This is a genomic window from Mycobacterium sp. ABE4_509 (assembly GCF_056160785.1).
Genome location: NZ_JBSWXU010000035.1, coordinates 13,204 through 34,073, shown reverse-complemented (window position 1 = coordinate 34,073; position 20,870 = coordinate 13,204). Strand labels below are relative to the sequence as shown.

At 68.3% G+C, this 20,870-nt stretch carries 21 protein-coding genes; 6 read left to right on the top strand and 15 right to left on the bottom strand.

All coding sequences use genetic code 11. The annotated features are described in order from the left end of the window. Window positions 1-8: 8 nt before the first annotated feature. The 11 genes from ACXAID_RS10465 to ACXAID_RS10415 form a co-directional block, all read right to left on the bottom strand. Window positions 9-971: a phosphotransferase family protein gene (locus ACXAID_RS10465; protein WP_475022137.1), complete on the bottom strand. Its 963-nt coding sequence runs from the start codon at window positions 969-971 to the stop codon at window positions 9-11. Beyond that, complete coding sequence (locus ACXAID_RS10460; protein ID WP_475022136.1) at window positions 968-2,233, bottom strand: acyl-CoA dehydrogenase family protein; 1,266 nt, start codon at window positions 2,231-2,233, stop codon at window positions 968-970. The genes ACXAID_RS10465 and ACXAID_RS10460 overlap by 4 nt, the downstream gene beginning before the upstream one ends. A gap of 9 nt (window positions 2,234-2,242) precedes the next feature. Further along, window positions 2,243-2,857, bottom strand: a complete 615-nt coding sequence (locus ACXAID_RS10455) for a TetR/AcrR family transcriptional regulator (protein ID WP_475022135.1) — start codon at window positions 2,855-2,857, stop codon at window positions 2,243-2,245. A gap of 5 nt (window positions 2,858-2,862) precedes the next feature. Continuing rightward, window positions 2,863-3,780 (bottom strand): hydroxymethylglutaryl-CoA lyase, encoded by a 918-nt coding sequence (locus ACXAID_RS10450; protein WP_475022134.1) that lies wholly within the window; start codon window positions 3,778-3,780, stop codon window positions 2,863-2,865. Continuing rightward, window positions 3,777-4,979, bottom strand: coding sequence for a CaiB/BaiF CoA transferase family protein (locus ACXAID_RS10445; RefSeq protein ID WP_475022148.1), 1,203 nt, complete (start codon window positions 4,977-4,979; stop codon window positions 3,777-3,779). Before ACXAID_RS10445 ends, ACXAID_RS10450 begins: the two co-directional genes overlap by 4 nt. Before the next feature lie 23 nt (window positions 4,980-5,002). After that, entirely contained in the window at window positions 5,003-6,196 is a 1,194-nt protein-coding gene (locus tag ACXAID_RS10440) for an alpha/beta hydrolase family protein (RefSeq protein WP_475022133.1), read from the bottom strand. Then, complete coding sequence (locus ACXAID_RS10435; RefSeq protein ID WP_475022132.1) at window positions 6,193-7,311, bottom strand: homogentisate 1,2-dioxygenase; 1,119 nt, start codon at window positions 7,309-7,311, stop codon at window positions 6,193-6,195. The genes ACXAID_RS10440 and ACXAID_RS10435 overlap by 4 nt, the downstream gene beginning before the upstream one ends. Window positions 7,312-7,415: 104 nt before the next feature. Then, on the bottom strand, window positions 7,416-7,649 hold the full coding sequence (locus tag ACXAID_RS10430; protein ID WP_475022131.1) for a hypothetical protein: 234 nt from the start codon (window positions 7,647-7,649) through the stop codon (window positions 7,416-7,418). 134 nt (window positions 7,650-7,783) lie between these two features. Then, on the bottom strand, window positions 7,784-8,173 hold the full coding sequence (locus tag ACXAID_RS10425) for a nitroreductase/quinone reductase family protein (protein WP_475022130.1): 390 nt from the start codon (window positions 8,171-8,173) through the stop codon (window positions 7,784-7,786). A gap of 26 nt (window positions 8,174-8,199) precedes the next feature. After that, on the bottom strand, window positions 8,200-9,369 hold the full coding sequence (locus tag ACXAID_RS10420) for an acyl-CoA dehydrogenase family protein (protein ID WP_475022129.1): 1,170 nt from the start codon (window positions 9,367-9,369) through the stop codon (window positions 8,200-8,202). A gap of 70 nt (window positions 9,370-9,439) precedes the next feature. After that, window positions 9,440-10,003 (bottom strand): TetR/AcrR family transcriptional regulator, encoded by a 564-nt coding sequence (locus tag ACXAID_RS10415; protein WP_475022128.1) that lies wholly within the window; start codon window positions 10,001-10,003, stop codon window positions 9,440-9,442. 334 nt (window positions 10,004-10,337) lie between these two features. Between ACXAID_RS10415 and ACXAID_RS10410 the strand changes: the two genes are divergently transcribed. Together ACXAID_RS10410 and ACXAID_RS10405 are read left to right on the top strand one after the other, a co-directional pair. Beyond that, complete coding sequence (locus ACXAID_RS10410) at window positions 10,338-11,312, top strand: esterase family protein (protein ID WP_475022127.1); 975 nt, start codon at window positions 10,338-10,340, stop codon at window positions 11,310-11,312. 80 nt (window positions 11,313-11,392) lie between these two features. After that, window positions 11,393-12,391, top strand: a complete 999-nt coding sequence (locus ACXAID_RS10405) for an MDR family oxidoreductase (protein ID WP_475022126.1) — start codon at window positions 11,393-11,395, stop codon at window positions 12,389-12,391. Window positions 12,392-12,400: 9 nt separating this feature from the next. On the opposite strand, the gene ACXAID_RS10400 is transcribed toward ACXAID_RS10405, so the two are convergent. The 3 genes from ACXAID_RS10400 to hisN form a co-directional block, all read right to left on the bottom strand. Continuing rightward, on the bottom strand, window positions 12,401-13,624 hold the full coding sequence (locus tag ACXAID_RS10400; protein ID WP_475022125.1) for an acyl-CoA dehydrogenase family protein: 1,224 nt from the start codon (window positions 13,622-13,624) through the stop codon (window positions 12,401-12,403). Between the two features lie 28 nt (window positions 13,625-13,652). Beyond that, on the bottom strand, window positions 13,653-15,035 hold the full coding sequence (locus ACXAID_RS10395; protein WP_475022124.1) for an acyl-CoA dehydrogenase family protein: 1,383 nt from the start codon (window positions 15,033-15,035) through the stop codon (window positions 13,653-13,655). 159 nt (window positions 15,036-15,194) lie between these two features. Further along, window positions 15,195-15,974: a histidinol-phosphatase gene (gene hisN, locus ACXAID_RS10390; RefSeq protein ID WP_475022122.1), complete on the bottom strand. Its 780-nt coding sequence runs from the start codon at window positions 15,972-15,974 to the stop codon at window positions 15,195-15,197. A 23-nt stretch (window positions 15,975-15,997) separates the two neighbouring features. On the opposite strand from hisN, the gene ACXAID_RS10385 reads away from it, so the two are divergent. Beyond that, window positions 15,998-16,348, top strand: a complete 351-nt coding sequence (locus ACXAID_RS10385; protein ID WP_475022121.1) for a hypothetical protein — start codon at window positions 15,998-16,000, stop codon at window positions 16,346-16,348. A gap of 300 nt (window positions 16,349-16,648) precedes the next feature. Here the strand turns inward: ACXAID_RS10385 and ACXAID_RS10380 are convergent, their stop codons facing one another. Next, on the bottom strand, window positions 16,649-18,040 hold the full coding sequence (locus ACXAID_RS10380) for an FAD-dependent oxidoreductase (RefSeq protein WP_475022120.1): 1,392 nt from the start codon (window positions 18,038-18,040) through the stop codon (window positions 16,649-16,651). Between the two features lie 218 nt (window positions 18,041-18,258). On the opposite strand from ACXAID_RS10380, the gene prfB reads away from it, so the two are divergent. Genes prfB through ACXAID_RS10365 form a run of 3 tightly spaced genes read left to right on the top strand, consistent with a single transcriptional unit; the run spans window position 18,259 to window position 20,844 of the window. Further along, window positions 18,259-19,374 (top strand): peptide chain release factor 2, encoded by a 1,116-nt coding sequence (gene prfB, locus ACXAID_RS10375; RefSeq protein ID WP_475022119.1) that lies wholly within the window; start codon window positions 18,259-18,261, stop codon window positions 19,372-19,374. Further along, the gene (locus ACXAID_RS10370; RefSeq protein ID WP_475022118.1) at window positions 19,364-20,332 is read left to right on the top strand and encodes a mechanosensitive ion channel family protein; all 969 of its coding nucleotides are present in this window, start codon (window positions 19,364-19,366) and stop codon (window positions 20,330-20,332) included. Before prfB ends, ACXAID_RS10370 begins: the two co-directional genes overlap by 11 nt. After that, a complete protein-coding gene (locus ACXAID_RS10365; RefSeq protein WP_475022117.1) occupies window positions 20,329-20,844 on the top strand; it encodes a hypothetical protein in 516 nt (171 codons plus the stop codon). Before ACXAID_RS10370 ends, ACXAID_RS10365 begins: the two co-directional genes overlap by 4 nt. Window positions 20,845-20,870: the final 26 nt, after the last annotated feature.

Genomic DNA, 20,870 nt, shown 5'->3' with positions numbered 1-20,870 from the left:
CGGTGTGTTCACCGTGGTCCTCCTCCGGTCAGCAGGTCGAGCAGGTCCCATTCCGTCTCGCTGACCCGGCGCCCGATCGCGGCAAGCTCCACCGAGCGATGCTGCCCCGACAGGTGCCGTTCGGCCTGGTACCGGCAGATCACACCCCATCGCAGTGTCGCCACCGTCAGCCACCAGCGGAAGGCATCGCGATCCAGGTCGGTTCCGGACGCCTCCTCGTAGCCGGTCAGTAAGGTCTCCACACTGCCGAGCCCGCCTGCACCGAGGGCCGCCGGTGCGCCGAAGCGCCACGCTCGTACGCAGAACCAGGCCAGATCCTCGTAGATCTCACCGATGTGGGTGAGCTCCCAGTCCAGTACCGCAGCCAGCCCCGAATCGTCGACGATCAGATTGCCCATCCGGAAATCGCCGTGGACCAGTCGCATCGGCGAGGGGTCCGGGCGGCTGCGTGCCAGCTCCCGGAACGTCCACTCGAAAGTCGCGGTGGTGTCGCCCATCTCGTCGAGCCGCTGACGCCAGTCGGTGAGTTCGTCGGCGTCGGTCAGACCGATCCCGGCCGGGTCCGCGCGGTGGATCGCCGCCAGCGCCTGCGCGCACTGCCGCAGCAGCCGCTCCCGCCCGGCGTCGTCGAGGGTCCGGTAGATCCGCCGCACGATGGTCTCGCCGCCGATGGCATCGCAGATCAGATACGGGTTGCCCAGCGCGGCCGGCGAGTTGTCCGCGGCCAGGATGCGCGGGACGGGTGCCCCCGCGGCGGCCGCCCGCCGCTGCACCGCGGCCTCCAGCTCCATCGGAGCGTTCACGTCGTCGGCCGGCCCGGTGCGCAGGATCAGGGCGCGGCCGTCGCCGGTGGAGAACGACCAGGTGGTGCGGCTGGCGCCGCCGGTCAGCTGCTGCAGGTTCTCGACCCGGACGTCGCCGAGTACCGGCCGCAGAACCTCTTCGAGATTCTCCGCGAACCCGGTGCTCATCGCTTCCCGAAACCGAACAACCGCTGGGCCACCCGGCGGATCTGGATCTCCTCCGCGCCCTCGGTGATGCGGTAGCGGCGGTGGTGACGGTAGATGTGCTCGAACGGTTCGTGCCTGCTGTAGCCCACTCCGCCGAAGACCTGCATCGCCCGGTCGGCGGCTTCGCAGACCAGCCGGTTGGCCCGGAAGTTGGCCATCGAGACCTTGTCCGAGACCTCCATGTGGTGGTCGCGCACGTGAGGAGCAGAAGCAGCTGCCGCGTCGAGCTGGCTGGCTGCGTAGTACACCAGTAGCCGCACCATCTGGGCGTCGGTCTGCAGCTCGACCAGCGGCCACTGCACCGCCTGGTTGACCGCCAGGGGTTTGCCGAACACGGTGCGCTCGCCGGCGTAGGCGACCGCGCGGTCGATGCAGTACTGGGCGGCTCCCAGGCTGCTGGCAGCCTGCCGGATCCGGTTCTCGTGCAGGAAGGTCTGGCCCACCTCCAGGCCGCGGTCGACCTCGCCGAGTACCGCTTCGGCGGGAACCCTGACATCGGTGAGCGTTACCTCGGCGTGGTCGGTGGGCATGTTGAACGTCCACCAGTAGAAGGGCACCGAGAAACCCGGGGCGTCGGTGGGCACCAGGAACGCGGTGATGCCGCGGGCCTGCCCCGGCTCCCCGCCGGTGCGGGCGAACACCAGGTCGTGGGTGGCCCGGTGCACGCCGGTGTTGAAGCGCTTGGTGCCGTTGATGACCCAGTCGTCACCGTCGCGGCGGGCGTGGGTCTCCAACCAGGTGGCGTCCGAGCCGTGATTGGGTTCGGTCAGCCCGAAGGCCATCGATCGCGCGCCGGTGATCAGCGCGTCGGTCCATTCCCGCTTCTGGGCTTCGGTGCCGAACCGGTCCATCATGATCACCTGCGGGAAATTCCCGACGATCGAGGACTCGTCCTGCAGATCGTTGTGCAGCCCCAGACCCTTGTGGGCCAGATGCTCACGGATCACCGCCATGTCGAGGTTGCTGCCGTCGCGGCCGCCGAACTGAGCGGGCAGGCCGTAGCGCAGCCAGCCGGCCGCGTCGGCGCGGCGGCGCATCTCGGCGAGCAGATCCTCCCACTCCCGCCGTGGAATCCCGCCGTTGTCCCAGTCGGTACGGGCGTGTTCGCGGCGGTGGTCGAAGTACTGGATGTTCTCGCGTTCCAGCGGCTTGATCTCGGCCTCGATGAACTCGTCCATCTCGGCGAGGATCTGCTGCAGATGGCGGGGAAGACTGAAATCCACGTTGACTCCTCAATACCCGTACAGTGTCTTCTTCCAGATCCGTGACAGTGTGGCGATGGCGTCCTCGTCATCCATCTGGAGTCCGAGGCCCGACGTGCCGGCCACCACGGTGGTGAAGTTCTCGAACAGCAGCGCAATCGCGGCCGCGGTGAACTCCGGGTTCAACTCCGCACCATAGCCCTGTTCCTGGGCGCGCCGTACCGACGCGGCGACGATGTCCATGCCGAATCGGCGGAATTCGTTCTGTACGGCGGCGAATCGGTGCTGCGTCGATGCAAGCTGGGCCATCGCGATCATGATGCCGATGTTCTGCTTGAACATCGTCCAGTACCCGCTGACCACCCCGGTGAAGAAGGCCTCGTCATCCGGGGAATCGGGTAGCCGCAGGCTCAGCCCCGACGGGGTGACGACATCGTGCAGGAACGATTGTGCCAGCGCCGCGAGCAGGTCCTCCTTGTCGTCGAAGTAGCGGTAGAACACCGCGGGCGATTTTCCCGCCGCCGACGTGATGTCACCGAGCGTGGTGCCGTGAAAACCGCGTTCAGCGAACAGTTTGCGGGCTGCCTGTTCGAGCGCCTCGCGGGTCTGGCGGCCCTTGGCGCTCAGGTTCTCCGACGCGGGCACGGCGCTCAGCCCGGCATCCGGTCACCGGCCCGTAGCAGCGAGCTGGGCAGGCCGTGGCCGACCGCATCCTGCGCGACTCGGGCGGCGGTGATCGCGGCCTGTAGGTCCACGTCGACATGAATACCGCTGTCCCGCAGCAGGTACACCAGGTCCTCGGTCGCGATGTTGCCGCTCGCTCCGGGTGCGAACGGGCAGCCGCCCAGCCCGCCCACCGATGCGTCGAGCCGGGTGACGCCGGCGCTGACGGCGGCGTAGGCGCTGGCCAGGCCGGCGCCGCGGGTGTTGTGGAAGTGCGCGCCGAGCGGGATGTCACCCAGGTGCGGTTGCACCAGGCCGATCAGCTCACCCACCCGGCGTGGAGTCGCGGTCCCGATGGTGTCGGCGATCGCCAGCCGGTCGGCGCCGTCGGCCACGGCGGCGGTGACGACGTCGAGCACGCGCTGGGCCGGGGTGGGTCCGTCGAACGGGCAGTCCCACGCGGTGGCGACGATGACCTCGACGGTGACACCGCTGTCGTGGGCGATCGCGACGATCTCAGGGATCTGTGCCATCGCCTCCGCAGATGAGCGGCCCACATTGGCGCGGCTGTGTCCGTCGGCCGCCGACACGACGTACTCGATCGAACGCAGTCCCGCCGCGATCGCGCGTTTGGCGCCGTTGGGGCTGGCCACCAGCGCGGAGAACTCGATGTCGCCGAACCGGTGCAGTTCGGCGGCGAGCTCGGCGGCGTCGGCGAGGGCGGGCACCTTCGACGGCGAGACGAACGCCGTCGCCTCCATCTCGCGGACCCCGGTTGCCGCGACCGCGGCCAGCAGTTCGAGCTTCGCCGACAACGGAATCGGGGCCTCGATCTGCAGGCCGTCGCGCAGTGAGACGTCGCGGATGTCGACGTGGTTCGGTAGTTGATCGGGTGTCGGGTTCACAGCACCCCCTGTGAGTTCAGTTGTTCCAGTTCGGCGTCGGAGTGGCCGAGCAGCTCACCGTAGATCTCACCGTTGTGCTGGCCGGGTCGTGCGGAGCCGGCGTGGCGGATCGTTCCCGGTGTCCCGGTGAGCACCGGTACCACGCCGGGGCCCTTCACGTTTCGCTGGATTCGTTCGTCCCAGTGGTCGGCGATCATCCCGCGTGAGAGCAGTTGCGGGTCTTCGACGACTTCGGCGACGGTGTTGATGGGACCGGCGATGACGCCGGCGGCCGACAGGGTGGAGATGATGTCGCCGGGCTGGCGCTCGATGGCCCAGTCGCCGATGATCTTGTCGAGTTCGTCCTGATTGTGTCCGCGCGCAACGTGATCGGCGAAGCGCTCGTCGGTGGCGAGCTCGGGTTGCCCCATCGCCTGGCACAGCCGGCGGAACACGGTGTCCTGATTGGCTGCGATCACCACCCAGCTGCCGTCGGCGGTGGGGTAGATGTTGGACGGCGCGATGCCCTCCAACCGGGTGCCGGAGGGGCCTCGCACCACGCCGCCCACGTCGTAGTCGGGAATCGTCGACTCCTGCACCGCCAGACAGGCTTCGGTCAGCGCCGCGTCGACCACCTGGCCATCCCCGGTGACGGTGCGCCGGTACAGTGCGGCCAGCGCACCCTGCGCGGCGAACATTCCGGCGAGGCTGTCGCCGAGGGACAGCGCCAGGCGCGGTGGGGGGCCGCCCGGGAAACCGTTCATGTGGCGCAGGCCGCTGGCGGCCTCGGCGACCGAGGCGTAGCCCGCCCGGTGCGCTTCGGGTCCGGTCTGCCCGTACCCGGAGACCCGCACCAGAATGATGCCGGGATTGCGTTCGCGCAGCACGTCGTAGCCGAGGTCCCACTTCTCCAGGGTTCCGGGCCGGAAATTCTCGACGATGACGTCGGATTCGGCGACGAGCTCGAGGAACAGCGCCCGGCCGGCAGGCACCCGGAGGTTGAGGGTGACGGCCTTCTTGTTGCGGGCGTGCACGGTCCAGAAGAAGTGGTGGCCGTCCAGTTCGGCCTGGCCCCAGGTGCGCAGTGGATCGGGTGCACCCGGCGGTTCGATCTTGATGACCTCGGCGCCCATGTCGCCGAGTAGCCGGCCGGCGAACGGACCGGAGATCAGCGTTCCCACTTCGAGGACGCGGATACCGTCCAGCGGGCCGGCCGGCATTGTGGCCGAGGTGTTTTCGGCGGTCATTGGGGCCTCGCGAAGTCATGGCGGACCAGCCAGTCGGTGACGATGCCGACGGCTTCGCGCAGTTTGTCCCGCTGATCGGAGCCGGCGTAGTAGTGGTTGGCGCCGGGGATCTCGTGCATCTCCTTGTCCGGGTGCCCGATCGCCTCGAAGATTCGCCGGGTGTGGCTGGGCGTGCAGGCGTCGTCGGCGAGATTGCCGATCACCAGGGACGGCACCGCGATGTCGGGCCCGCATTTCACGGCGTCGCCGTGGGCGTCGTCATAGCTCCACTGGGACAGCCAGCTGCGTAGCGTGCAGAACCGTGCCAGGCCGACCGGGCTCATGTTCACCACCCGAGGATCTCCCAGGTAGCACGTTCCGGGGGTGCGTTCGTTGGGATCGACCGTCGGGTCGAGCCAGCGCGGATCGGCCATGGTGCCGTGCACCACGAACGCGAACTCGTCATCGGGTCGACCTGCGGCGCGCAGCTCGGCCAGTTTCTCCCGGACCCAGGCGGTGATTCGCCGGTTGCGGGCGATCTGCGCCTCGCGGTAGCGGTCGAGGAACTCGGGGGTGTAGGGCGGCTGGTTGGGGTTGTCCGGGTTGTAGAGGTCGAGTTCGGGGTCGCGCTCGGTGGGGTCGGCCTCGTCGAGTATCGACGCGTCCAGCCATTCGGTCATCGTGCCGTGCCTGCTGATGTGGGCGGCCAGCAGCATCAGGCCGTCGGCCGGGGTCAGCCCCAGCCGGGTCAGGTCGGGGCCGTCACCGGATGGGCTGGCCGTCACGGTGGGGTGTTGAGCCTGCTGCTGGTAGAACGCCGAGAGCGACCCGCCTCCGCTCCAGCCCGCGAGAACCACCTTCGAATAGCCGAGCCGGTCCTTGGCGTCCTTGACGCACTCGCCGAGATCCTCGACGACCTTTTCCATCAGCAGTGCCGAGTCGGTGCCGCGGAAGCGGCTGTTGCAGTAGATGACGTGGTGTCCGGCCCGGGCGAGGGCGTTGATCATGGGCAGGTATGCGCCGCCCCCGATCGGGTGCATGAACACCAGCACGGTGTCTGAGGGCGTCTTCGGCCTGAGTAGATAGCTCTCCAGCACCACCAGTTCGGCGACGCCGCCGTAGACATCCCGGACCGCCGAGTTGTTCTGGTAGGCGACCAGATAGGGGATGCGGTCGTATTCGTGCCGGACCGGAGCCGAGGCGGCGGTCATGCGTGCTGTCCCAGGTCGTTGGCCAGGATCTCGGCGGACGGAACGAGCCGCCGGCGGGTGTCGATGGCGATCACCTGCCAGTCGACGGCGTCGTACTCGTCGAACTTGCGCCGGGCCCGTTCGCGGGCCTTCTCCGGTGCGCCGTGGTGAACTCCCTGGGGCGCATGGGTGATGAGGCCCGGTGGCATCGGGATGCCGTAGAGCGAGCCGCCGTGGAAGAACGCGATCTCGTCGAAGTCCACGTTGCGGTGATACCACGGGGTGCGTTCGGTGCCGGGCACGCCTTCGGCGGGTTTGGGCAGGAAGTTCATCACGTAGACGCCGGTGGCCTGCATGAACAGGTGCACCGTCGGCGGTAGGTGCACGCTGTCGGAGGTCACGACGTTGTAGTCGTCGATGTTGAACGTGAAGGCGAAGTTGTCGCCGCGCCAGCCTTCGACGTCGAGCGGATGGTGCTGGTAGTAGAGCAGTGTCGTGTCGACCCCGTCGACGGGGGAGTGCTTCAACCGCACCTCGTATTCACCGTCGACCCGCGGACCCTCGTCGTCGGAGATGGGTTGCGGTTCCGGGATCACGGCCTGCGAGGGGTCGAAGGGGAAGTGGCGCCCCAGCGGCCCGGGTGGCGGCACCCGGAATTCGTCGGTGGCCTGGATCATCAGCCACGTGGACTGCCCGTCGGGCACCTGGCGCCAGGTGCACGCCTTCGGCAGGTACACCCAGTCACCGCGGCGATAGCGCAGCGGCCCGAACTCGGTCTCGATCGCGCCGCTGCCCTCGTGGACGAACATCAGCAGGTCGCCGTCGATGTGCCGGACGAAGAAGGGCATGGGTTCGGCGCGTCGGGACAGCAGCACCTGGCAGTCGTCGTTGGAGAACATCAACAGCGGGGCCCCGTGGGCGTCGGTGGCGTCGGTGGGCTTGAGCTCGGTGGAGAGCACGTCGATGGGACGCAGTGGTCCGGCGCAGCGATAGGCGGTCGGGTCGTGGCGCCGGTACATGTTGGCGGTGCGCCCGGTGAACCCCCCGCGGCCCAGCTCGTCGTCCTTGAGTCCGTCGAGATCGGCGTGGATGCGTCTGGGGGTCGTTCCCTTGCGCAGGTGGACGAACGATTCCATGGACCCTCCTCGATGAAAGTAAAACTGAATTTACTTTTATCTTCGGCTGTGGGTCAACGGGTTGGCGCCACCGATCGGGATTCGTTCGGCTGGAACCGTACCGATCAGATCCGGACCTCCACCCGGCGGTTCTGGGGGCGGTCATCTCCGGAGTCATCGCTGGTTGCGGTGAACTGGCCGGCCCCGGCGTCGGACGAGACGAGCGGGGTGGCCGTCACCGCGAGCCCGTCCGGGCTCGGCGCTGCGGTCGCGGCCGGAACGGCGGGGGCGGACAACACGGCGATCGCGGCGGCCGCGACGAGGCCGGTGGAGATGAAGAAGCCTTTGATCGAGTTCATGTCGAACCTCCGGGTGTCAGGAGCGCTGGTCGCTCGGCTTGATGACACCAATGGTGGTCGACGAGGCTGCCCGGGACTTGGAGGGAATCTGGAGATTCGGTGGAGATTCCCCGGCGGCCGGGTGAACCGGACGGTCAGTCGGTCAGATCGACGCGCACGGTCAGGTGATTGGTGCCGAAGGTGCGCACGCCCATGCTGTTGAACTGGGGCAGCTCGCGCAGACGCGCCTCGGTGTCGTCGTCGGGCAGCAGGTGAGCGGTGCCGCGGTGCCACCGGCCGTTGAGCCGAACCCGAACGCGGGGATCGGCCATGATGTTGCGGACGTACTGCGACTTGTCGCCGAATTCCGAGACGAACCAGAACTGGTCGCCGATTCGGCGACCGCCCAAAGGTGTTCGGCGGGGTTCGCCGGACTTTCGTCCGGTCGTCTCCAGCAGTGTCTGAAAGGGCATACGCCCCATCACCCGGTTGGCGACGTTGCGTTGGAAGAACTTGGTGACGCGATCGCGGGCGGTCTCGGTCATGGTGCTCCTCGGTGTTCGGATCGACCTCACACCATCGCGGTGCGCGGGATCGACATACCCATTGTCAGGGCTCCGGCGAGCTCGCGGCTGGTGTCGTAGTCGAAAATGACGTGCCCGGCGATGACGTCGACGTCGCGCTTGATGCGCTGCAGCGGGTTGTCCAGGAAGTGCGCGCTCGCTCCGGAGGATCCGAGCAGGTCGGCGATCACCGTTCGAGACTCGTGCACGATGTGGGCTGCGGCGAGCCGGGCCTGGCCACGCACCGGGCGCGGGACGGGCTCACCGGCCGATACCAGGGCCTCGATCTCGGCGACGGTGTCGGCCAGCAGCCCGCGCAGCGCCCGCAGCCGAACGTGGGCCTGGCCCAGGTGCGCCGAGGCCGCCGGCTTGTCCTTCTGCATGACGCCCTCGTAGCCGAGAAATCGCTGGGTGACGCGCTGGGCATAGAGCTCGGCCGCGCGCTCGGCGCTTCCCAGTGCAGGCATTGCGGCCAGCAGCGCCAGCGCCGGCACCATCGGCCAGCGATAGGTGGCCGAGCCGTGCACGGCGGCGCCGGGCGCGTTTCCGGTGTAGATGTCGGACACGGCCACGATGCGGTGCTCGGGGACGAAGGCATCGTCGATCACCACGTCGTTCGAGCCGGTCGCGCGCATTCCGTCGGTATGCCAGACGTCCTCGATGCGTGCATCCGAGGCGGGCAGCAGCGCCAGCGCCGGATGGATGGACTCCGGGCCGCGTTCGAGCAGCGCTCCGACGATGAGCCAATTGCCGTCCATCACCCCGGTCGCCCAGGACCACCGGCCGGTGAGGCGGATGCCGCCGGCGCAGTCGACCCCGCGCCCGGTGGGGGCCAGCGGAGCCGGAGCCAGGAACGGGCGCGAGGCGAATGCTTCCTGTTGGGCCTGCTCGTCGAACAGCGCCAGCATCCAGTTGTGCAGCGCGTAGAACCCGAGGGTCCATGCGCTCGACGCGCAACCGTGGGACATGGCGCGGACCGGTTCGAGGACGGCGGGAAACGGCGCCTGGGTGCCGCCGTAGCGGGCCGGCACCAGCAGATCGATGAGGGCACGTGCCTCGGGGTCGGCCAGGGTGGCCGCAGGCAGCCGCCGGATCCGCTCGGCTTCCCCGGCACGTTCGGCCAGTCGTTCGACGAACTCGGGCGTGATGGCGGGGCTCTTCAGCGTGGCCGGGGACATGGGCGGACCGTACCATACTGTTTGGTATGGAAAGGTCGATCACGGCGACCCTGAGGGAGCGTCGTCGGGTTCAGCGGGAGAGCATGAGATCGAGAAACCGGTCCCGCTGCGCGGCCGACCGCTCATCGGGCGGCGAGGCCCGGATGTGCAGGAACCCGATCCCCGCGGCGAAGGTGGCGTTGGCCCGCAGGTCGGCGTCGTCGGCGTCGAACCCGGCGTCGAGGTAGGCCTGCCGTACCGCGCCGAGAACCCGCAGGTCGGCGGCGTGCACGCTGTCGGCGGCCGCACGGTCGGTGCGCGCCCACTCCCGCATCGCCCGCTCGAGCTGCCACTGCCGGGTGGCGAGCAGCGAGGCCATCATCTGCTCCAGCCGCTTGCGGGGCGGCAGGTGTGCCAGATCGCCGAAATTGCTGCGGTCCTGATCGCGCAGCTCGCCCCAGGCCTGCACCACCGCGGCGCGGTAGCTCGCCATGTCTTTGAAATGCCAATAAAAGCTGCCTTTGGTGACCCCCAGCCGGCCGCACAGCCGGTCGATCTTGAGGGCCCCCAGACCGTCGTCGGCCAGAATGGCGAAACCGGCCTGGATCCAGTCGTCCACCGACAGCTTGCCGGGGTTCCGGGGGCTGCTGGCCATCAGCGGAGCCTACTGAACGAAAGACCTGCGGGGCACCGTCATCGACTCGTCAGCGGATTCCCGTTCGCCCGGTTCGGCCGCTTGTTTTGCCGAGCCGTCAAATTCGCTCGCCCGCTACAATTCGGTCGACAAGCACCGATGGGCTTTCTCCCATGCTTTTCACATGTTTTACTGCAACCGCGACAACTGAAGATCTCGGCACTCTCCGCAGCCAATTCGGCAGATTCGGAGTGGTCAGACGGCGCAGCGAAAACACTCTGCCCCGGCGACGACCGAGCCGGGGTCACAGCACATGCCGCTCCAGGCGGTACCGGAAGATGGATGGATTGACGGTATGAGACTTCTTGACAGGATGCGCGGGCGCTGGGCGCGCCGGCTGGGGGCGGCCGCCATGGCTGCGGCCCTGCTGCCCGGCTTGGTCGGCGTCGTGGGTGGATCGGCGACCGCCGGAGCGTTCTCCCGGCCCGGTCTGCCGGTCGAGTACCTGATGGTGCCGTCTCCGTCGATGGGGCGTGACATCAAGGTGCAGTTCCAGAGCGGCGGCCCGAACTCACCGGCGCTGTACCTGCTCGACGGTCTGCGCGCCCAGGATGACTTCAACGGCTGGGACATCAACACCCAGGCCTTCGAGTGGTACCTCGACTCGGGCATCTCGGTGGTCATGCCCGTCGGCGGACAGTCCAGTTTCTACGCCAACTGGTACAAGCCGGCCTGCGGCAACAACGGCTGCCTGACCTACAACTGGGAGACCTTCCTGACCCAGGAGCTCCCCGGCTGGCTGCAGGCCAACCGCGACGTCAAGCCCACCGGCAGCGCTGCGGTCGGTCTGTCGATGGCGGGCGGCTCAGCCCTCGTCCTCGGCGCGCACCACCCGGCGCAGTTCGTCTACGCCGGGTCGATGTCGGGCTTCCTGAACCCCTCCGAGGGCTGGTGGCCGTTCCTGATCAACATCTCGATGGGTGACGCCGGCGGCTACAACTCCGACGACATGTGGGGCCCGGCCGAAACCGATCCGGCGTGGCAGTACAACGACCCGATGGTGCAGATCCCCCGGCTGGTGGCCAACAACACCCGTATCTGGGTGTACTGCGGCAACGGCCAGCCCAACGAGCTCGGCGGCGGCGACCTGCCCGCCACCTTCCTCGAGGGTCTGACGATCCGCACGAACGAGACCTTCCGCGACAACTACATCGCGGCCGGCGGTAACAACGGTGTGTTCAACTTCCCGAACAGCGGGACCCACAACTGGGCCTACTGGGGAGCCGAACTGCAGGCCATGAAGCCGGATCTGCAGGCGCACCTGCTCTGATCGCAACGACGAAAAGAAGCCCCCGGCTCGCGTGACCGGGGGCTTCTTTCGCGTTCGGGCGTGGCACTACTGTGGCCGTCATGGCGGAAATCAACGCGATGGTTGCTCATGAGGACGCCGAGGGCGGCATCGAGCTGCGCCACGAAGTGGTCGACGAGTCCTTCCTGCCCGAGGGCGGCGTCGAGATCGCCGTGGAGTACTCCTCGGTCAACTACAAGGATGCGCTGGCCGTCACCCCCAAAGGTGGTGTGGCCCGGTCGTATCCGTTGATCCCGGGCATCGACCTGGCCGGAACCGTCAGCGCCAGCGCGTCGGCGGACTTCGCAGTCGGCGACCGGGTCGTCGCACACGGCTACGACATCGGCACGGCCCGGCACGGCGGCTACGCCGAGAAGGCCCGCCTGCCCGCCGACTACCTCGTCAAGCTGGGCGCGCTGAGCACCGCGGAGGCCGCCGCGATCGGCACCGCGGGATTCACTGCCGCGATGAGTGTCAACGCGCTGCGGTCAGCCGGTGTGGCGCCGGCCGACGGGCCGGTGCTGGTGACCGGCGCCACCGGTGGGGTGGGCAGTGTCAGCGTCGACCTGCTGGCCGGGCTGGGCTACGAGGTGGTGGCCTCCACCGGGAAGGTCGACGCGCACGACTGGCTGCGCGAACTCGGCGCTTCTCAGGTGACCGGCCGGCTGCCCGCGGAAGGGGAGAAGGTGCGCCCGCTGGGCAAGTCGGTCTGGGCAGGCGTGGTCGACAGCGTGGGCGGCGACACCCTGGCCTACGCCCTGAGTGTGCTCAACTACGCTGGGGTGGCAGCGATCTCGGGGCTGGCGCGGTCGGCTGACCTGCCCACCACCGTCATGCCGTTCATCCTGCGCGGTGTCACACTCGCCGGCATCGACTCGGTACAGCTGCCGATCGCCGCGCGCCGGCAACTGTGGGCGCAGCTCGAGGGCGAGCTCAAACCCCGTCACCTCGAACAGATCACCAAGGACATCCCGATACGCGAGGTGCCCGCCGTGCTCGAGACGATCATCGGCGGTGGTGTCACCGGCCGTACCCGCGTTGCGGTGGCCGGTGGTTTCTGATCCCGGTCGCTACTTCAGTTGCGCCGAGGTCAGGTTCAGCAGCCGGCGGGCGACCACGAGCTGCTGGATCTGTTGGGTGCCTTCGAAGATGTCGAGGATCTTCGAGTCGCGGCCCCACTTCTCCAGCAGCGTCTGTTCGGAATAGCCGGTGGTCCCGGCGAATTCGACAGCCTTGAGGGTGACGTCGCTGGCCACCCGGGCCGCCTTGGCCTTGCCCATCGACGCTTCCTTGGAGTTCGGGATGCGGTTGTCGGCCTGCCACGCCGAGCGCACCGTCAACAGGTAACCGGCCTCCCAGTCGGCCTCCATCCGCAGGAACTCGGCGGCCGGTGCGCTCTGCGCGTGCGCCGGTTTGTCGTAGGAGATCTCGATTCCGGCGTCGGTCAGGATCTTGCGCAGTTCCTCCAACGCGGCGCGGGCGATGCCCACGGCCATCGCCGCCACGATCGGGCGGGTGTTGTCGAAGGTCTCCATGACACCGGCGAAACCCTTCTCGACGTTGATGTCCGGGTTGCCGAGCAGGTTGTCCTTCGGGATTCGCACGTTGTCGAAACGGATCGCCGCGGTGTCGGAGGCCTTGATGCCGAGCTTGTTCTCCAGCCGTTCGACGGTCACACCCGGGTACTCGCGCGGCACGATGAACGATTTGATCGCCGCGCGTCCCTTCGTCTTGTCCAGCGTCGCCCAGACCACGATGTGGCTGGCCCGTGAACCCGCGGTGACATAGATCTTCTCGCCGTTGATGACGTACTCGTCGCCGTCGAGGACCGCGGTCGTGCTGACCGCGGCCGAGTCCGAGCCGAAGCCGGGCTCGGTGATCGCCATCGCGGCCCAGACGTCCTTGCCGAGCTTCTCGAGCTGCTCGGGTGTGGCCACCGACGAGATCGCCGCATTGCCCAGGCCCTGGCGCGGCACCGACAACAGCAGCGCCACGTCGCCCCAGCTGATCTCCAGCGCGTTGAGCAACGCGGACATGTTGGCGCCGTTGACCGTTGCCTTCTTGCCGTCGGCGCTGGTGGTTCCGTCCCGGAACGCCTCGGCGCCGGCGAACGAGATGGTCTTGGCCTCCGAGATGCCCTCGAACAGATCGGCCAGGGTGTCCAGTTCGACCGGGTAGGCGTGTTCTTTGAGGTCGTACTTGCGCGATATCGGTCGCAGCATCTCCGCGGCGCCCTGGTGGCCCTTCTCGATGACCGCCTGGAGCTTGTTGGGCATTTCCAGATTGATTGCCATGATCAGATCTCCTTACAGAACGCCGAGGTCAGAGAACGATGACGCCCTCGGCCACGCCGATGGCCCGCAGGTCGCGGTACCAGCGCTCGACCGGGTGTTCTTTGGTGTAGCCGTGACCGCCGAGCAGTTGCACCCCGTCGAGGCCGATCTGCATGCCCTTGTCGGTGCCGAGCTTCTTGGCCAGCGCGGCTTCGCGGGTGAACGACAGCCCCTGCTCGGCGCGCGCGGCGCCGCGCCAGGTGATCAGTCGCAGGCCGTCGAGTTCGATGGCGATGTTGGCGCACATGAAGGCGACCGACTGCCGGTAGGCGATCGGCTCGCCGAACGCCTCGCGCTCCTTGACGTAGGGGACGACGTAGTCCAGAACGGCGTGGGAGGTGCCGACTGCCAGTGCCGCCCAACCCAGTCGGGACAGTGCGATTGCGTCGGAGTAGTTCTGGGCATGATCGGCCTCGGTGACGTCCTCGCCGAGGCGTGCGCTCAGCGGCACGCTCACCTTGTCGAGTTCGACCTGCCCGAGGGCGGCGGCCCGGATTCCCATGCTGGGGTCGGCCTTGACGGTGACCCCCTTGGTGTCGGCCTCGACGAGGAACAGCGCCGGCTTGCCGTTGAGTTGCGCGGCGACGACGAACAGTTCGGCGTCGGCGGCCGCGGGCACCAGTGACTTGACGCCGTCGAGCCGGTACCCGCTGGGGGTGCGCACCGCGGTGGTCTTCAGCGCCGTGGGGTCGAACAGCGGATGGGGCTCGGCGATCGCGACGCACGCCTGCGGGACGTTCTCGCCGGCGAACTCGTTGAGGTAGGTGGCCTGCTGGTCGGCACTGCCCCAGTGGGTCAGCGCCGAGGCGACGCCGCCGGGAGCCAGGATCGGCAGCGCAAGGCCCATGTCACCGTAGGAGAGCGCCTCGGCGACCAGCGCATTGGTCACCGTCGTGCGGTGTTCGGCGATGCCGTCGAAGTCCTCCGGGACGTTGATCGCCGTGATGCCGAGTTCGGCGGCCTTCGGGATCAGGTCGGCGGGGTAGGCCGCGGCATCGTCGGCGTCATGGGCGGCCGGCCGCAGGATCTCCGCAGCGAACTCCTCGACGGTCTCGACGATCATCTTCTGGTCGTCGTCGGGGGTCAGGTCGAAGTAGTCGGCCTTGCCGGGCTTGAGCCGGGTGGCGGGCTTGCCGAGGCCCTGGACGCGCTTGAACTGCCGGGTGGAGGCCCCGGCGGCGGAGAACACCGTCTTGACCCCGTAGCGCAGGCCGCGGTTGAGCGGATCCCGCAGGTTGTACTTGTCCAGGAACTCCTGACCCACGATGGGGGTGATCAGCGCCAATCCGATGTCGGTCGCCGACCGCTTGTGCTTGTGCAGGCCGACAGCGCTCTCACGGCCGCCGCGCTTGGACGGGAGGGTGTTCGTCATTGTCAGCTGCCCTCGTGTGGTGGTCGGTGATGCGCGGGCTGCGCAACTGACTCCAGAGTAAGGTACCGGAACTGACTGTCGAGTAAGGTTGGTGCATCTGTAATGCACCTCACACCTGGCGAGGGCGCTCAGCAACGCCTGACCGGTGTCGGCTGGTGGTCAGCGCCCCAGCGCGGAGAGCACCGCGTCGTGCAACAGCCCGTTGCTGGCGACCGCGCTACCGCCGTGCGGCCCGGGTTCGGCGGCCAGGTCGGTGAACCGGCCCCCCGCCTCGCGCACCAGGATGTCCAGTGGCGCGAGATCCCACAGCTTGACCTCGGGCTCGACGGCGATGTCGACGGCACCCTCGGCGACCAGGCAGTACGACCAGAAGTCGCCGTACCCGCGGACCCGCCAGACCGAGTCGGTCAGCGCGACGAAACGGGATCGGTCCTGCTCCCAGCCCGTCGTCAGATCGGAGAACGACAGGCTCGCCGCCTCCAGCGAGTCCACCCCGGACACCGACAACCGGCGGGTCGCCCCGCCGAACGACGTGAACGCGCCGAGTCCTTCGCCCGCCCACCAGCGGCGCCCCAACGCCGGCGCGCTCACCACGCCGACCACCGGGACACCGTCGGACAGCAGCGCGATCAGCGTCGACCACACCGGCACCCCGCGCACGAAGTTCTTCGTGCCGTCGATCGGGTCGAGGACCCACTGCCTGCCGTGGAATTCCTCGGTGCCGCCGAACTCCTCGCCTAACACCGAGTCCTGCGGACGCCGCTCGGTCAGCCGCGACCGCAGCAGCTTCTCGGTGTCCAGGTCGGCGTCGGTTGCCGGGGTCATGTCCGGCTTGGTCTGCACCTGCAGATCCATCGCGCCGAACCGCTGCATCGTCAGCGCGTCGGCCTCATCGGCGAGTTCGAGGGCCAAATTCACGTCGTCGGTCAGGGTCGTCATAGCTGTCGTCCTACCATGTCGGTGTGGTGGAAATCGGGGTCATGCTGCTCGTCATCGGTGCCATCGTCCTCCTCGCGGCGCCGTGGATCATGCGACGGAGGGGGGCCGGCAGTGACTGGGTCCAGGGAACCCTGCTGGTCACCGGCGTCAGTCCGCGACCCGACGGCGTCACCGGCGAGCAGTACGTCACCGTCACCGGAGTGATCAACGGCCCCACCGTCGACGAGCACGTCGTGTACGCGCGCCTGGCCGTGGATGTGGACGCCTGGCCGACCATGGGCCAGTTGAGCGACGTCATGTACTCGCCGAAGAACCCGGACAAATGGGGCTACGTGCAACGCCCGGACCCGCTGCCGCCACAACAACAGGGCTGATCCGGCGGCGGCTCTGGTGCGACAGGCCTCATCTTCGCCGTATCACCCGGCGTGGCCATGCGCTGGGGCGTGCTCGGTACGGGTGCTACGGCCCACCTCGACACCAGGGCTGTGGTTGACACCCGGTACCGGTCAAGCGCCGCCGTGGTGTCGATCTCGCCGAGAGCGCCCGCGACAGGAACCCCGCGACAGGAACCCCGCGGCAGGAACCCCGCGACAGGAACTCAGTGAGGCCACACCTGCGGGGTCTCGTCCCTCGCCAGCTTCGTCGTCAGCGGGCTCTGATGGGCTGATGGGTCGTCAGCCGCGCCCGATGCGCAGCAGCTCCCGCAGGTTCGTCAGCTTCACCCGCGGCCGCCCCTTCGGCTTGCCGGCCGAACGCTCGTGGGCGTCGATCAACTGCCATTGGTCGTCGGTGACGAGATTGGGCTGACGGCTCGACAGCCACTCGGCCAGCCGGTCGGTGTGGTCCGCCTCGAACTCCGTGAGGTCGGCTTCGCGCAGGTCGGCGAGCAGGGTGTCGACCGTGTCCTGGGAATCCTTCTTGTTGCTGCCGATCACGCCGGTGGGGCCGCGTTTGATCCAGCCGACGACGTAGGCGTTGCGGCTGTCGCGCACCCGGCCGTCGACATGCGGGACCGTCCCGGTGCGCTCGTCGAACGGCAACCCCGGCATCGGCAGACCGCGGTAGCCGACCGCGCGCACCACGAGCCGGGTCGGCAACTCCTCGCGTTCGCCGGTGTCCTTGGCCGTCACCCGGCCGTCGGCGCCGCTGACCAGTTCGTTGTGCCCCAACACGATCGAGGCCACCCCCGCGTCGGGGCCGTCGCCGGGCCTGATCTCGATCGGTGAGGTCCGGAAACGGAACACGATGCGTCGCTTCCTGCCGCGCGACCCCTGCTCGGCGTAGCCGCGTAGCACCTTGATGTTGTTGCGCACCGTCTTTCCGGCGGCTTCGAGGTCCTCGTCGGTGATGTCAGCGAGATCAGCGGGGTCGACTACAACGTCGACATCGCCGAGTGCCTCCATGCCGCCGAGTTCGCGCAGCTCCATCGTCGTGAACGGGGCTTGCAGCGGTCCGCGGCGCCCGATCACGAGCACTTCCTCTACCCCGCGCGGCAGCAGCGACTTCAGCGCGTTGTCCGAGATGTCAGTGGCGGCCAACGACTCGGGGTCGCTGACCAGGATGCGCGCCACATCCAGCGCGACGTTGCCGTTACCGACCACGACCGCGCGACCGCGCGACAGGTCGGGCTGCATCTGCGCGAAGTGCGGGTGGGCGTTGTACCAACCGACGAAATCGACGGCCGACACACTGCCCGCAAGATCCTCGCCCGGAATGCCCAGCGCGCGATCCGACTGTGCGCCGACCGCGTAGATCACGGCGTCGTAGCGCTCCGCGAGTTCCTCGGTCTTGACGTGCTTGCCGACGGTGATGTTGCCGAAGAAGCGGAAGCGCGGATCGGCGGTCGTCTTCTCGAACTGCGCGCTGATCGACTTGATCTTCGGGTGGTCGGGGGCGACACCGGACCGCACCAATCCCCACGGGGTCGGCAGCATCTCCAGCATGTCGATCCGCACATCGCGATCGGCGTCGGGGGCCGACGCGGACTTCAGCAGCGAGGCCGCGGCGAAGTATCCCGACGGGCCGGAACCGACGATCGCCACGTGATACGGGCGCACTGGGGGCATGAAGGGGCTGCCTTCCGTCGCTGCCCGACGGAGCGCAAGGGGCTGTCGCGACGCCGCCGGGCGGGGTTTCGGGTTCGATGCTAGATCGCGCCCGGCCCTGCCGACGGTGGTCGTGCAGAATCCACCGCGATTTCCACCGAGCCGCCGGACTCGCCGGCGGCGCCGCATCGGCATGCGTGTCGGCACCCGAATCGGCAGGGTGAGTACCCTGAATTCTCGTGGAACCTGACCGTCAAGCCGATATCGCCGCCCTCGACTCCACGCTCACCACCGTGGAGCGGGTTCTCGACGTCGAGGGGCTTCGCGGTCGGGTCGAGAAGCTCGAGCACGAAGCCTCCGACCCCAATCTCTGGGACGACCAGACCCGCGCGCAGAAGGTCACCAGCGAGCTGTCGCACGCCCAGGGCGAGCTGCGCCGGGTCGAAGAGCTGCGCCAGCGCGTCGAAGACCTACCGGTGCTCTACGAGCTGGCCGCCGAGGAGGGTGGCGCGGGCGGGACTGAAGCACACGCCGAGGCCGATGCCGAGCTCGATCAGTTGCGCGAGGACATCGAGGCCATGGAGGTCCGCACCCTGCTTTCCGGTGAGTACGACGAGCGCGAGGCGCTGGTCAACATCCGGTCCGGGGCCGGCGGGGTGGACGCCGCCGACTGGGCCGAGATGCTGATGCGGATGTACATCCGCTGGGCCGAGCAGCACAAGTACCCGGTCGAGGTGTTCGACACGTCCTATGCCGAGGAAGCGGGCATCAAGAGCGCCACCTTCGCCGTGCACGCCCCGTTCGCCTACGGCACCCTGTCCGTCGAGCAGGGCACCCACCGGCTGGTGCGGATCAGCCCGTTCGACAACCAGGGCCGTCGCCAGACCTCGTTCGCCGAAGTCGAGGTGCTGCCGGTCACCGAGACCACCGACCACATCGACATCCCGGAAACCGATGTCCGGGTGGACGTCTACCGCTCCAGCGGACCCGGCGGCCAGTCGGTCAACACCACCGACTCGGCGGTGCGGCTGACCCACATCCCGACCGGCATCGTGGTCACCTGCCAGAACGAGAAGTCTCAGCTGCAGAACAAGATCTCGGCGATGCGGGTGCTGCAGGCCAAGCTGCTGGAACGCAAACGCCAGGAAGAGCGTGCCGAGATGGACGCCCTCAAGAGCGACGGCGGCAGCTCCTGGGGCAACCAGATGCGCTCCTACGTTCTGCACCCCTATCAGATGGTCAAGGACCTGCGCACCGAGTACGAGGTCGGCAACCCCGGCGCGGTGCTCGATGGTGACATCGACGGCTTCCTGGAAGCGGGCATCCGATGGCGCAACCGGCGCGATGACGACTGACCTGCTCGCCGTCGGGCTGGCCGAAGGCTGGCGCAGCTTCTGGGCCGACGACGCCGGCGTCTGGATCCTGGTCCGCGGGGTGCCGATCGCCCTGCTGCTGATCGGTGGCCTGTTGGCGGCCCGTTTCATCAGTTGGACCGCCAAGCGGGTCACCCGCCGCATCGACGCCCAGTACCAGGAAAGCGACCAGCTGGTCCGCACCGAGAGCGCCAAACACCGTCAGGCGGTGGCCTCGGTGATCTCGTGGGTGTCGGTGGCGTTGCTGTTCGTCATGGTCGGGGTGCAGATCACCGACATCCTGGCGATCCCGATCAGTTCCCTGGTGGCCCCGGCGGCGGTGATCGGCGCCGCGCTGGGCTTCGGCGCCCAGAAGCTGGTGCAGGACCTGCTGGCCGGATTCTTCATCATCACCGAACGCCAGTACGGCTTCGGGGACCTGGTGCAGGTCAACATGCTCGGCGCCCCGGACTCCGCCGAGGGCACGGTCGAGGAGGTCACGCTGCGGGTGACCAAGCTTCGCACCAGCGAAGGCGAGGTCTGGACCGTTCCCAACGGCAACATCGTGCGGTCGCTGAACATGTCCAAGGACTGGGCCCGCGCGGTCGTCGACATCCCGGTGCCCACCACCGCCGATCTCAACGACGTCCACGATGTCCTGCACGCGGTCGGCGACCGGGCGATGGAGGACGAGGAGCTGCGGGCCCTGCTGCTGGACACCCCGCAGCTGATGGGGGTGGAGAGCATCGAGGTCGACGTCGTCAACCTGCGCATGGTTGCGCGCACGCTGCCCGGCAAGCAGTTCGAGGTCGGCCGACGGCTGCGAATCCTGATCATCGCGGCGCTGGCCACCGCAGGTATCGCCACCAAGGGCCACACCCCGACGGTCAGCAACTTCAGTGCCGGCGACCCGAACGACAACCTGAGCGCAGCACCGCCGCGAGCGGAGCAGAAGTCGTGAAACTTCCCACGTCCTTGCATAACTTCCTGCACACCGAGCGCGGCGGCCGCCGGTCGAACGCCCGCCATGTGGGCCGCCTGCGGGTGTCGACGCTCGGGCTGCTCGTCGCGTTCATCGCGCTGTTCTGGGTGTACGAGACCTACTCGGCGCCCCTTCAGGTTCCCGAGCCGTCCGTCGATCAGGTCGTCCCGCCGGGCTACGTGCCCGATCCGGACTACACCTGGGTGCCCCGGACCAACGTGCGTCCCCGTGACGCCGAACCCACCACCACGACGCCGACCACCACCACCGAGACGACGTCTCCCGAGGAACCCCCCACCCCGGGGCCGGACGGGACGATCACCCCCGAGCCGACGACCACGGTCATCGATCCCGACGGTTCGGGACCGTTGAACCCGCAGACCTTCACCCAGACGCCGCCGCTGACGCCGTCGCCGTCGACCGCGTCGTCGCCGTCGCCGACCACCGCCGCGACGACGCCCGCGACACCGACGACGCAGGGACCGCCCTAGCTGCGCGGAGGTCGGGCGGTACCCGG